Below are 13,251 nucleotides of genomic sequence, written 5' to 3'. Positions count from 1 at the left end.
ATTTTTGAACCAGTTATTTGCAGAATAAAATCTTAAACATACCTTTGCAACGCTTTAACACAATAAAGCACAACAAAAAAGGTTAAGCCTCCTTAGCTCAGCTGGTAGAGCAACTGACTTGTAATCAGTAGGTCGCTGGTTCGATCCCGGCAGGGGGCTCAACTCCAAAAGCAAATGATTGTACTGCATCTGCTTCACTGGTAAACATAAGTACAAGCCTCCTTAGCTCAGCTGGTAGAGCAACTGACTTGTAATCAGTAGGTCGCTGGTTCGATCCCGGCAGGGGGCTCTTATAGAGGAAGCCTTCAGAGAAATCTGGAGGCTTTTTTTATTTCAAGTTTTCCGCTTTTCCCGAAGCTGCCTCAGGGGCGCTTTAGACTTTATACTTCCTTTTTTTGCGGATTATAGTTTATTTAGCATTTCCTATTCAACGCATACTATGAAACTGATAGAGGTGAACACACCCGAGCTTGCGCAGGAGTTCCTGATGCTGCAGGTGCGGATGTATAAGAACGACCCCAACTATATCCGCCCGCTGGACAAAGATGTAAACAACGTCTTCGACCCCAAAAAAAACAAGCTGCTGCGCGACGGCGAGGCCATTCGGTGGATCTTGCAGGATAGCTCGGGAAAATCGATTGGAAGGGTGGCGGCCTTCATTAACAAACGCACAGCCAACGCCAACGACCAACCCACTGGCGGTATGGGCTTCTTTGACTGCATAAACGACCAGGCGGCAGCCAACATGCTGCTGGATGCCTGCCGCGAGTGGCTGAAGGAACGCGGCATGGAGGCCATGGACGGCCCCATCAACTTTGGGGAGCGCGACAAGTGGTGGGGTGTGTTGATCGACGGCTTCTACCAGCCGACTTACTGCATGCCGTACAACTTCCCCTATTACCAGCAGCTGCTGGAGAACTATGGCTTTCAGCTGTACTTCAGGCAGTATACTTACTACCGCACCGTACACGACGAGCTGCCTCCGGAATACCACGAGAAAGCACAGCGCATCCTTGGCGACCCCCGCTACAGCTTCAGGCACTTGAACAAAAAGGAGCTTGGTGCCTACACCGGCTATTTCCGCGATGTTTACAACAAAGGCTGGGCCAAGCACGAAGGGGTAAAGCCCATGGGCGAGGCGCAGGCTACGGCCATCATGAACCAGTTAAAGCCTATCCTGGACGAGCGCATCATGTGGTTTGCCTTCTATGAGGGTGAGCCTGTTGGTTTCTTTATTGCCATACCGGAACTTAACCAGCTGTTTAAGTACGCCAACGGGAAGCTAGACCTCCTGGGCAAGCTGAAGTTCCTGTTCCACCGCTGGAGAGGCGCCTGCAAAACCATGTATGGAATTGTATTCGGCATCACGCCGGAGCACCAGGGCAAAGGCGTGGAGGCAGCCATGATCGTGGCGGCAGGCAAGAAGGTCATCAACAACCCAAGAATCCCTTACCAGGACCTGCAGATGAACTGGATTGGCGATTTTAACCCAAAAATGATGAAGGTGGTGGAGCAAATTGGGGGAAGGATCTATAAGACCCACGCTACCTACCGGTATTTGTTTGACAGGACAAAGGAGTTCAAACGAACTAAGATTTTGCATTAATCAAGTCCGTTAACCATAAGCGCCCCGGCAATTACACCTGCCGGGGCGCTTATGGTTAACGGACCTTGGACAGATCGAGGTCCGTGTTGAACTTAGGATTAGCGATCTCCTCCCAGTGCCACCCCACATATTTCAGCATCGCGTTCAGAAACTGACGCCGCTTGCTCAACTGCTCCAGCAAATCTTCCTCTGGCAATTGTATCGGAATCTGGCATTCTTCCAGCTGCTCTATTCCTAAATGCGGCTTATCCAGGGAATCGGGGGTGGGGGTAATGGTGGTAAGCGATTCTAGAAACGTGGTGATGGCATGGCGGATGGGGATCAGCGTCTGCTCTGAAGGGCGCTTGTCTTTGGGCACATACAGGAGCAGGATAGTAAGGGCCTCGTCTAGCGCCACGAGGTTGGGCAACAATGCAACCGATCTTTCGGAGTGGAAGAAGTAATGCAACAAGGGGTAGGCCAGGTGCAGCTGCCCCTGTTTGGCCACTGGTTGCGCCAACCCACCCAGGTGCTGCTCCAAGGCCTTGAAGTCTTTCCCGTTCCAGCTGTTCAGCAGCATTTGCTGCGGGCTGTTCCCTATGGAGGCAATGCGGATACTTAGCGACCTGCGCTCGGTTACAGCTGTGATGATCGGCACCATGTAGGATATGGCAATTGTAATGAAGACAAGTCCTGTAAAAGAGATAAACGCCGTAAAAATGCGCCAGGACTCCGTGCCTCCCTTGAAGTCACCATTTCCCAAGGTAGACAGCGTATAACCCGTAAAGTATACCCTATCCCAGCCATTGGCCGGCACACTTGTAGTACTGTCAACAACAGCTCTAGCATCGGAGAAATACAGCAGCGTATAGCCACCCCAAAGCATGAACACCCAAGTGAGAATAGTGGTGACGATGATGATGATACCGGCCCCAGCTAGTGCTTTACGCGTTTTAAACAGGTTGCTTGCCCCCAGGAACAGCCGCCATATGAACGTGGACAGAAGGCCGCTTATCAAACCGGCGCCCCGTGGGGCAAACGTGGTATACAGCAAATCATAAATCCCCAAGCCGATCAAAAAAATACCCAGGACCAGGTAAAGCGTTTCGTTCATAAAGTATGCGTCTCAGTTTTTGCCTTGGCGGCAAGCCAGCTAGTTTATACCTTTACAGGACGGGCATAGTTGCAAGAGCACCGGATAGTCCCTTTTTTACATTTATCTTTCGATGGATTCACTAACCCAGATCGTTTTAGGAGCCTCGGTAGGAGAGGCCGTGGCAGGTAAAAAACTTGGCAACAAAGCCATGCTGTGGGGAGCGATCGCCGGCACCATCCCTGACCTGGATGTGCTCCTGAACCCCTGGCTGGATACGGTGCAGCAATTGAGCTTTCACCGTTCCGTTTCTCACTCTTTCCTTTTTGCCATTGTTGCCTCGCCCATACTTGGTTGGCTGCTGCACCGGCTCTACAAAAGTAACCCGGCCACCACACGAGACTGGACGCTGCTCTTCTTCCTGGGCTTTGTGACGCACGCCCTTCTCGACAGCTGCACCACCTGGGGCACCCAACTTTTCTGGCCTTTCTCCAACTATGGCGTAGCCTTCTACAATGTGTTTGTCATTGACCCGCTCTACACTGTTCCATTTTTGGTGTTGGTAGCAGCAGCGGCCTTTTATAACCGCCTCAACCCAAAACGGCGTTTGCTGAACTATGCCGGTTTAGTTGTTAGCACACTGTACCTGGCTTGGTCTTTTGCAGGCAAGAGTATGGCCAACAACGTGTTCGAGCACAATTTGACGGCAAAAGGCATAGGCTACACCTCCTACATCAGCAAACCAACGCCCATGAATACCGTCTTCTGGTCGGTAACAGCAAAGGGGCAAGGCGGCTTTTACAATGGATTCTATTCTCTCTTGGATGCTGACAAACAGGTGGAGTATGCCTATGAACCGCAACAGGCGGAACTGCTGGAACCCTATCGTGGACACCCTAAGCTGGAGCGTCTGCTGGAGATTACAAAAGGGTACTACACCGTTGAGCAGGATAGTGCCGGCGGCTTGCTGATCAACGACCTGCGCTTCGGCAAATTTGATGGCTGGCAGGAGAGCGGCGGCGGCTATGTGTTCGTTTACAAAGTATGGCAGGATGAGCAGGGCGAGCTACAGTTCGAGGAAGTGAACAACCGCCCCAAGGTAGACCAACAGTACCTGCTGGCGTACTGGCACCGTATCATAGGGCAAAAGTAAACAAACATTGATCGAAGTATAAGCTCTGGGCCAAGTGCAATGGAGCATCATACAATCACATTAAACAAACATACAATGGCACAAAACAGATGGCTGCTTACAGGCAAGAAGGCCGTGGTAACAGGAGGCTCCAAAGGCATTGGCGAGGCAACCGTGAAAGAATTTCTGGCACTTGGCGCAGAGGTACTGGCCGTGGCCCGCAAGCAGGAAGATATGGACCGCTTAAAGGAGCAGAACCCTGTAGGGCTGTCTATCTTGTCGGCAGATGTAAGCAAGCCTGAAGGAAGGCAGGCGCTCACGGCATGGGTACAGCAGGAGTGGGGGCTGCTAGACATTCTAGTGAACAATGCCGGTACCAACATCCGCAAGCCAACCGCTGAGTACACCACAGAGGAGTATGAGTTCATCATGCACACCAACCTGCAGTCGGCATTTGAGTTGAACAGGCTGCTGTACCCACTGCTACAGCAGGCCGAGCAAGGAAACATTGTGCACGTGACCTCTGTGGCCGGGCTGGTGCACGTGCGCACCGGCAGCATCTACGGCATGACCAAAGCCGCCTTAACGCAGCTGACACGCAACCTGGCCGCGGAGTGGGCAAAAGACGGCATCCGTGTTAACGCCGTCGCGCCCTGGTACATCAGCACGCCGCTCGCGCAAACAGTGCTGCAGAACCCGGAGTTCTACAACAACGTCATCAGCCGCACGCCGATGCAGCAGGTAGGCAAACCAGAGGATGTGGCGGGGGCCGTGGCCTTTCTTTGCCTGCCTGCGGCAGCTTACATTACCGGCCAGACCGTTGCCGTGGATGGCGGCTTCACCATAAATGGATTCCACCCGCTTTAAGCGCGCTTTTTGGCACTTGCCAGAGTGCTAATAATGTCATAAAATACTGTTGAATGTCAGCAAAAATGCTTATTTTTGTATGATATGGATTTGCGTGCGCTACATGTACGAAAGCGCTCCTAAATTGAACCCATGACACACAAAAAACAGCTTTTCATCCTTGGCCTTGCGCTATTCTCCGCTTCCTTAGTTTCTTGTAAACCAGCCTGTCCTATCGGTTCCTGCCACGTGCGCATGGAGCACATCCATGGTGACCAGGAGTTCCGTGGCCAGCCTATCTGGAAAAAACAAAACCCAAAGTATGGGGAGAAGCTGGACAAGGTGTCGCAGGAGAAACAGCACGGAGGGCGCTCCAAAGCCAAAAATAAGGAATAAGCTATATAGGCAGTAAGGCGCTTTTTGCCTAACTTGCCCTTTCTACAAACCATTTACATTATTTTAGACCTTTTATCATGCAAGAAGGCGAACGAATAATACCGATCAACATTGAAGACGAGATGCGCGGTGCGTATATCGACTACTCAATGTCTGTTATCATTTCCAGAGCCTTACCCGATGTTCGGGATGGACTGAAGCCAGTGCACCGCCGCGTGCTGTACGGCATGTCTGAACTGGGGGTATCTTATAACAAGCCATACAAGAAATCGGCCCGTATCGTTGGTGAGGTACTGGGTAAGTACCACCCGCACGGCGACTCCTCCGTGTACGACACTATGGTGCGTATGGCCCAAGACTGGTCGTTGCGCTACCCGCTGGTGGATGGCCAGGGTAACTATGGCTCTATTGACGGCGACTCACCGGCGGCCATGCGTTACACAGAGGCCCGCCTCAAGCGTATCGCAGACGAGCTGTTGGCTGACCTGGACAAGAACACGGTTGACTTTGTACCTAACTTCGACGACTCGCTCAAAGAGCCGAGCGTAATGCCTGCTAAGCTGCCCAACCTGCTGATCAACGGCACGTCTGGCATTGCAGTGGGCATGGCCACCAACATGGCGCCGCACAACCTCCGGGAGGTGGTGAGCGGCATCGTGGCCTACATCGACAACAACGATATCACAGTAGCTGAGCTGATGCAGTTTATCACTGCTCCTGACTTCCCGACGGGAGGCATCATCCACGGCTACGACGGCGTTAAAGCCGCTTTCGAGACAGGCCGCGGACGCGTGCTGATGCGAGGCCGTGCTAACTTCGAGACTACGCCTAGCGGCAAGGAGCAGATAATCGTGACGGAGATTCCGTACATGGTGAACAAGGCCTCCCTGATCGAGAAAACAGCCGCCCTCATTAACGAGAAGAAAATCGAGGGAATTGCTGACCTGCGCGATGAATCTGACCGCGACGGCCTGCGTATTGTGTACGATCTGAAGCGGGATGCCATTCCGAACGTGGTGCTCAACAACCTGTACAAGTATACGGCGCTTCAGTCTTCTTTTGGCGTGAACAACGTGGCCCTGGTAAAAGGCCGCCCGATGACGCTGAACCTAAAAGACCTGATCAAGTACTTTGTGGAGCATCGCCACGAGGTAGTTATCCGCAGAACGCAGTATGAGCTGGAGGAGGCGCAAAAACGCGCCCACATTCTGGAAGGCTTGCTGATCGCGCTCGATAACCTGGACGAGGTAATCAACCTGATCCGCTCTTCGCGTGACCCGGAGATTGCCCGCAGCGGTTTGATGGAGCGTTTCGCGCTTACTGAGATTCAGGCACGTGCCATATTGGACATGCGTTTGCAGCGCCTCACCGGACTGGAGCGCGACAAGATCCAGCAGGAGTACCAGGAGATCATGAAGCTGATCGACTACCTAAACTCCATCCTGAACGATGAGAGCCTGCGCATGCAGATCATCAAGGACGAGCTGACAGAGATCAGGGAGCGTTACGGCGATGAGCGCCGCACCAGCATTGAGGCCAGCACCGGCGACATCTCCTACGAGGACATGATTCCGGAGGAGAACATGGTGATTACCATTTCGCACGAAGGGTATATTAAGCGTACTTCCCTGAACGAGTACCGCAGCCAGAGCCGTGGCGGCGTGGGCTCCAGAGGCGTGGCCGCCTCCAAGGAAAGCGACTTTACGGAGCACCTGTTCATCGCCAACACACACCACCACATGCTGTTCTTCACAGAATTTGGCCGTGTGTTCTGGCTCAAAGTATACGAGATTCCGGAAGGAGGGAAGACCACGAAAGGGCGTGCCATCCAGAACCTGATCCAGATAGAGCGCGATGATAAAGTGCGTGCCGTGTTGAACGTGCATGACCTGAAGAACCAGGATTACGTACTCAACCACAACCTGGTGTTCATCACTGAGCAGGGTACGATCAAAAAGACCGTTCTGGAAGCCTATTCGCGTCCAAGAACCAATGGCATTAACGCCATTTCGATCAACGACGGAGACCGCCTGCTGGATGTGCAGCTGACCACTGGCAATAGTGAGATTGTAATCGCGCTGGAGTCGGGGAGGGCCATTCGCTTTAACGAAACACAGGTGCGCCCAATGGGCCGCACGGCTGCCGGGGTGCGCGCCGTAACACTTGCCGGTCCAGATGACAAGGTAGTTGGTATGGTTTGTGTAGAGAATGAGAGCACCAACCTGTTGGTGGTTTCGGAGAAGGGCTATGGAAAGCGATCGCAGCTGGAAGAGTACCGCATTACGAACCGCGGTGGTAAAGGTGTGAAAACACTGAATATTACTGAGAAAACAGGAAAACTTGTTGCCATCAAAGGCGTAACGGACACTGATGACCTGATGATCATCAACCGCTCTGGCATCACTATCCGCTTGCGCGTTAGCGATTTGCGCGTAATGGGCCGTGCCACGCAGGGGGTGCGTTTGATCAAACTGAACGATGGCGACCAGATATCATCAGTGGCAAAGGTAGAAGTAGAGAACGAGGAAGAGGTAGAGGAGGCTGTACTGGAGCAATCCGAGCTTACGCCGGAAGACTCGCTGCAGCCAGACACCATGATCGACCCTGAAACCACTGAGGAGGCGTAAATCTCTAAGAACGAATTATTTACGAATATAATACGTTAAGCAAACAACAACCCAAACCATTATTCAAGTATGAAAAAAGTACTTTTGACAGCCTTAGTAGCCGGTACCATTTCGGTTGCAAGTGCTCAGAACTCGGCTGTGAACAGTGCCGTCCTAAACCATAAGAATGGTACGCTTGATAAAGCACTGGAGGACATCAACAAGGCCACAGAGCATAAAAAAACAAAAGATAAAGCGAAAACCTGGTTCTACCGCGGCGTTATCCTGCAGGATATGATCGGCAACCCGATCTATGGCAAAATGACGGATGAGAAAACACCAATGGTTATACTCGAGTCTTTTGACAAGACAGTGGAGCTGGATGGCCAGAACGGCGAGTTTTCCAAGCAGGTACCGGAGCGCAAGCAAATGCTGTACGGCCAGGTACTGAACCAGGCGGTGGAGTTCCATAACAATCAAGATTGGCCGAACGCCATTGAGAAGTATGAACTGGCGCACAAGATCAGCCCGGAGGATACAACGGCCGTTCTTTACGCTGCCTATGCCTCAACAGCTGACAACAAGTACGACCAGGCCATCGGTTTCTACGATGAGCTGATCAAAATGGGCCACAAGACGGAGGATGTGTACAAGGCGAAAGTGCAGCTGCAGCAGGCCACAGAGGCCAGCGACGACGCTGTGATGGCTACTTTGTCAGAAGGCTTGAAGGAGCACCCTAACAGCGTGTACCTGATGCAGGAAGAACTGAAGTATTACCTGAAGAACGACCGTGCTGACGAGGCGCTTGCCAAACTTGACAATGCCATTGCCGCAGACCCTAAAAACGCCAGCCTGTATGCCGTAAAAGGAAACCTGCTGGAGCGCAAGAAAGATTTTGAGGGTGCACGCGAGGTGTACAAGAAAGCCATTGAGGCAGATCCGAACAACTTTGACGCATACTATAACCTGGGTGTGCTGGAGTACAACAGAGGCGCTGACGTAAACAACAGAGCCGCTAAAATGGATTATGCCACATACCAGAAAAAGGGCAAAGCACTTGAAGCTGAGGCTAAGAAGTACTATCAGGCGTCATTGCCATACTTCGAGAAAGCTCACGCGCTGCAGCCAGAGGATAAGTCTACCATCCAGAACCTGGTAAACGTGTATACACGTTTGGGCCGTAAGGCTGATGCTGAGAAGCTTTCTGCCAAGCTGAACTAAGGCTTAAGATAACTACTTGAAATGGAGAGGCTGCAAAGCTTCTCCATTTTTGTTTTAAAGTATCTGGTAAAGTATAGAGGAGATGCTTGACCGGTAAAACAGCGGCTTGAAGACAGGTACAGAAATACTATACTTAACATAATATAAATTATAGGACTTATAATGTTCGATGAATAATCATCTATTTTAAGTGTCACTCATAATGTACTTTATGTTAAATAAGAAAGTCAAGAACAGCGGGCAGCTCGAGGCATCCGAACTCTTCAACTTGCTTCTGGACACAGTCCGTCGTGCGCAACGGTGCTTACGTCTTGCAGGAAAGGCCTTATGCTTTTGTTTGCATATATTCAGGTATTAACCAAGCACTATACTTATGAAATGTCCTAACTGCAATGAAACGCTCCTAATGAGTGATAAAAATGGCGTAGAGATTGACTACTGCCCAAACTGCCGCGGAATTTGGCTGGACCGTGGCGAGCTTGAAAAAATCATGGAGCGATCAGCGGACCATTACTCCAAGAAAGAGAATTACGGTTCGGATTACAAGCAGCAAGGCTACGACAAGTATGGCCGGGAGAAAAAGCCATACAAGAAAAAAGAATCTTTCCTGAGTGACTTCTTCGATTTTTAAACCTTCACACAGACTCATTTGACGGCATGGCGCCTGCACAGGTTCAACCCTTTGTGCAGGCGCCATGCTTTTTGCTCTTCCGACCGCGCTTCACCTGTTTCGGTTTTGCCTGCGGGCTCTCCCGCTCGCGCCTTGCCTATCTGCTGCTTGCCTTCGAAACGACTCCGGCTATCTGCTGCTTCCGCAACTAAACGAATTTACGCTCCGTTCTTACTAAAAATCAGATAATTCTTATATAGGCGTCCATTTTAGATGCCTTACAGAATGTATAACCGAAGAACTATGAAAAAAAATATGTTTGTCGCAGGACTAGCCGCTATGCTGCTGCTGTTCAACTCCTGCGCCACCAACCCGGTAACGGGCAAAAAAGACATCGTGCTGATGTCTGAGGAACAGGAAATTGCCCTTGGAGCCCAAACAGACCCGGCGGTAGTGGCTCAGTTCGGCCTGTACGAAGATAAAGCCTTGCAGCAGTTCATACAGCAAAAAGGACAGGCCATGGCGGCCGTATCGCATCGCCCGGAGCTGAAGTATGAATTTAAGATTGTTGACTCTCCCGTGATCAACGCTTTTGCCTTGCCGGGCGGTTACGTCTACTTTACCCGTGGCATTATGGCGCACTTCAACAACGAGGCGCAGTTTGCAGGCGTACTGGGTCATGAGATCGGCCATATCACGGCGCGACACTCTGTGCAGCAACAGTCCAAATCTACGCTGGCGCAGATAGGCTTGGTAGCCGGCATGGTGCTGTCGCCACAGTTGGCCCAGCTCGGAAACGAGCTGTCGCAGGGCCTGGGGCTGCTGTTCCTTAAGTTCGGCCGCGATGATGAGCGGGAGTCGGATGAGTTGGGTGTAGAATACTCTACTAAAATCGGGTACGACGCTTCCGAGATGGCTGATTTCTTCCTTACCCTGCAGCGCCAGCAGGAAGGCAGCGGATCCGCGATTCCCAATTTCCTTTCGACCCACCCCAACCCTGCCGACCGCTACGAAAGGGTGCACGAGCTTGCCGCAGCCTGGAAAAAGAAAGAGAACTTAACCACTGCCAAGGTAGAGCGAAACAGCTACCTCAAACGCCTGGATGGCATGGTGTATGGTGAAGACCCGCGCCAGGGATTTGTGGAGAACAACGTCTTTTATCACCCCGAGCTAAAGTTCAGGTTCCCTATACCGTCAGGTTGGGGTTATTTAAACTCCCCGCAAGTTTTCCAGATGGCCCCGCAGGATGGCCGTGCGATGATGAACCTGATGCTGGTGCCCGGTGAAACACTGGAGGCCGCAGCACAAACCCTCTTACAGACTTATAACCTACAGCCTGTAGAGTCCAAAAGCACCACGGTTAATGGGTTGCCTGCCCTGGCCATTGTGGCTGACCAGCAACCACAGCAGCAGCAAACCCAACAGCAGCAACAGGTTATCCGCACCCTTACGTACCTGATCCGCTATGGCGGCAACAACTATAGCCTGATGGGCATTACCACCGCAGACGACTTCAACAACTACTTCCAGACATTCACCAACACCATGCAGAACTTTGCGGAGCTGACCGAGGCAGACAAACTAAACCGCAAGCCGGAGCGTATCCGCCTGTACACGGTACCGCAACCCATGACATTGTCGCAGGCGCTGCAGCGGAACAACATCAAGCAGGACAGACTGGATGAATTCGCTATCCTTAACGGCATGCAGCTGACAGACCCTGTGGAGAAAGGCACTTTGATCAAGGTTGTGTCGCAGTAAAACACCACATGAACCCAGCAGAGCCTTCCTGTATAGTACGGGGAGGCTTTTTTTTTTGCCCCTCCCTCCTCCTGCCGCTGCACATTGGTGCATTTTATCCTGCTGTCGCTCTTCTGGTTAAGAAAATGTGCCCTAAAAAGTATAACTTTAAAGCTGCTTTAGCCGAATATTTTCAGGTCTGTAAAATTTTTAGTACTATCGTTTCGTAAGAGATAGTAGAATATTAAAAGTAAAACCCTTGCGAAAACTTATACTGTTCTTCACCCTTTCCCTCTGCTCCTATCCCCTTTTCGGCCAAGACTACCCTGAAGTGGTTGCCCAGGAAGGAGATGGCATCTACCTGTTGCTCCGTCGCCATGGCTTGGACCCATCGCAGCACCTACGCCCTTTTGTAGACCTGAACCAGGAAAAACTGGGGCAGGACAACAGCCTATACGTGGGCAGAACGTACCTCCTGCCGACAGCGTCCACCGCCGGCGCAGCCCCCGAAAGCAAACCTGTTGAGAAAGCCGCCCCTGCCGTACTCGTGGAGCCTTTGTTTGGCAAGAATTATGAGCGTGTAGAGGTTATCGACCGCCAGCTGCAGGGAACGGTGTATTACCTGGTGGCCGGCCACAGTGGCCCCGATCCTGGTGCTATAGGCAAGTATGGCCCCTATGAGCTAAGCGAGGATGAGTATGCCTATGATGTAACAATCCGCCTAGCCCGCCGCCTGATGGAGCATGGCGCCACCGTTTACATGGTCATCCAGGACCCGGATGACGGGATACGGGACGAGAACATCCTGAAGATGGACACCGACGAGGTGAGCTATTTTGGGAAGCCGGTGCCACATGGGCAGGTACAGCGCCTCAGAACCCGCGTAGCCGACATCAACCAGTTAGCCAAAAAGCACAAGGGGGCACACCAGCGCATGCTCTCCATCCACATCGATAGCCGCAGCAAAGGGCAGAACATCGACGTCTTCTTCTACCACCACGAAAACAGCACTGCCGGTAAGGAGCTGGCCGAACGCATTCATGAGGTTTTCACCACCAAGTATAACCGCTACCAACCCAACCGGGATTATTTCGGTACTGTAACACCCCGCAGCAGCCTGTATGTGATCAAGTACAGCCACCCGCCTACCGTGTTTGTAGAGCTTGGCAACATAAAAAACGATAAAGATCAACGCCGTTTTGTGATCCCCAATAACAGGCAGGCCCTGGCCAACTGGCTCTGCGACGGTATTATAGCGGATTATACTACCTCAAAAGAGTAAATTTTTTTTTCAGCTGAACACAGAGGAGCACCTTTACCAGGTGCTCCTTTTTTGTGAACACCCGTTACTTCTTAGCGGATAAGCGACCGCCCGTTGCCCAAGGGCTTAAAAAATTGCATCATTTTTTAAGGCACAACCTAAACCAGCTTCCCCCGTTAAAGGTGCTGTATTGTATTGTGTCTGTAGGCCTTATCCCTTAAAATATGCCTATACTGTAATACAACAAGCTTTTATTTTCACTGTTTTAAATTTTCCAAGCTATGAAGAAGTTAAATTGGTTGTTCCTTATGTTCCTGAGTATTGCATTTGTTGCCTGTGATGATGACGATGAGGAAGTAGAACTGGATGTTACGGCCCCTACCATCACCATTAGTTCCCCTGCTGAGAATGCGATCTTTGCCCCCGGCGATGTTGTAGAGCTTAGGGCAAACATTACCGATGACCAGGGACTCGAGAACATTAGGGTGTGGGTAACAACTCCTGCTGGCACTACCAGCGAAATCGAAGACGATGATATCAGCGATTTCTTAAACGATAACCGCCAGAAAGACCTCGACCTGGATGTGACGCTTCCTGCAGAGGCTGAAGAGGGTGCTTACGTTATGACAATTGAAGCCACTGACGAACAGGGCAACAACGCAGAAGAATCCGTGACTATTAGTGTGACCCCTTAACCAGGTGCAGCATTTTTGATACCGTAAGTATTTACCGAAAGGCCCCGCATGATGCGGGGCCTTTCG

At 51.5% G+C, this 13,251-nt stretch carries 11 protein-coding genes and 2 tRNA genes; 12 read left to right on the top strand and 1 reads right to left on the bottom strand.

From position 1 onward, the window contains the following. Positions 1-86: 86 nt before the first annotated feature. The 3 genes from PXG97_RS01185 (at position 87) to PXG97_RS01175 (ending at position 1,606) form a co-directional block, all read left to right on the top strand. A tRNA-Thr gene (locus tag PXG97_RS01185) sits at positions 87-159 on the top strand. 57 nt (positions 160-216) lie between these two features. After that, a tRNA-Thr gene (locus PXG97_RS01180) sits at positions 217-289 on the top strand. A 150-nt stretch (positions 290-439) separates the two neighbouring features. Beyond that, positions 440-1,606: a hypothetical protein gene (locus PXG97_RS01175; RefSeq protein ID WP_276495880.1), complete on the top strand. Its 1,167-nt coding sequence runs from the start codon at positions 440-442 to the stop codon at positions 1,604-1,606. Between the two features lie 55 nt (positions 1,607-1,661). On the opposite strand, the gene PXG97_RS01170 is transcribed toward PXG97_RS01175, so the two are convergent. Beyond that, positions 1,662-2,699 carry a potassium channel family protein gene (locus tag PXG97_RS01170; protein WP_276495879.1) on the bottom strand — a complete coding sequence of 346 codons (1,038 nt, stop codon included), beginning with the start codon at positions 2,697-2,699 and terminating at the stop codon, positions 1,662-1,664. 112 nt (positions 2,700-2,811) lie between these two features. On the opposite strand from PXG97_RS01170, the gene PXG97_RS01165 reads away from it, so the two are divergent. The 9 genes from PXG97_RS01165 to PXG97_RS01125 all read left to right on the top strand — a co-directional run bounded on the left by PXG97_RS01165 (position 2,812) and on the right by PXG97_RS01125 (position 13,185). Then, the gene (locus PXG97_RS01165) at positions 2,812-3,831 is read left to right on the top strand and encodes a metal-dependent hydrolase (RefSeq protein ID WP_276495878.1); all 1,020 of its coding nucleotides are present in this window, start codon (positions 2,812-2,814) and stop codon (positions 3,829-3,831) included. A 75-nt stretch (positions 3,832-3,906) separates the two neighbouring features. Next, positions 3,907-4,677, top strand: a complete 771-nt coding sequence (locus PXG97_RS01160) for an SDR family oxidoreductase (RefSeq protein ID WP_276495877.1) — start codon at positions 3,907-3,909, stop codon at positions 4,675-4,677. A 132-nt stretch (positions 4,678-4,809) separates the two neighbouring features. Further along, positions 4,810-5,052 (top strand): hypothetical protein, encoded by a 243-nt coding sequence (locus PXG97_RS01155; protein WP_276495876.1) that lies wholly within the window; start codon positions 4,810-4,812, stop codon positions 5,050-5,052. A gap of 77 nt (positions 5,053-5,129) precedes the next feature. After that, positions 5,130-7,679 carry a DNA gyrase subunit A gene (gene gyrA / locus PXG97_RS01150; protein ID WP_276495875.1) on the top strand — a complete coding sequence of 850 codons (2,550 nt, stop codon included), beginning with the start codon at positions 5,130-5,132 and terminating at the stop codon, positions 7,677-7,679. A 69-nt stretch (positions 7,680-7,748) separates the two neighbouring features. Further along, positions 7,749-8,879 (top strand): tetratricopeptide repeat protein, encoded by a 1,131-nt coding sequence (locus PXG97_RS01145; RefSeq protein ID WP_276495874.1) that lies wholly within the window; start codon positions 7,749-7,751, stop codon positions 8,877-8,879. 373 nt (positions 8,880-9,252) lie between these two features. Continuing rightward, positions 9,253-9,510, top strand: coding sequence for a TFIIB-type zinc ribbon-containing protein (locus PXG97_RS01140; RefSeq protein ID WP_276495873.1), 258 nt, complete (start codon positions 9,253-9,255; stop codon positions 9,508-9,510). Positions 9,511-9,792: 282 nt separating this feature from the next. After that, complete coding sequence (locus PXG97_RS01135; RefSeq protein ID WP_276495872.1) at positions 9,793-11,250, top strand: M48 family metalloprotease; 1,458 nt, start codon at positions 9,793-9,795, stop codon at positions 11,248-11,250. Positions 11,251-11,488: 238 nt separating this feature from the next. Then, positions 11,489-12,511, top strand: coding sequence for an N-acetylmuramoyl-L-alanine amidase family protein (locus PXG97_RS01130; protein ID WP_276495871.1), 1,023 nt, complete (start codon positions 11,489-11,491; stop codon positions 12,509-12,511). A 260-nt stretch (positions 12,512-12,771) separates the two neighbouring features. Further along, a complete protein-coding gene (locus PXG97_RS01125; RefSeq protein ID WP_276495870.1) occupies positions 12,772-13,185 on the top strand; it encodes a DUF4625 domain-containing protein in 414 nt (137 codons plus the stop codon). The last annotated feature ends 66 nt before the right edge of the window (positions 13,186-13,251 follow it).

It is taken from the genome of Pontibacter litorisediminis, assembly GCF_029360645.1.
GTDB classification, from domain to species: Bacteria; Bacteroidota; Bacteroidia; order Cytophagales; family Hymenobacteraceae; genus Pontibacter; species Pontibacter litorisediminis.
The sequence above is the reverse complement of the archived record's forward strand: the minus strand, read 5'-3'. Positions and strand labels throughout refer to the sequence as shown.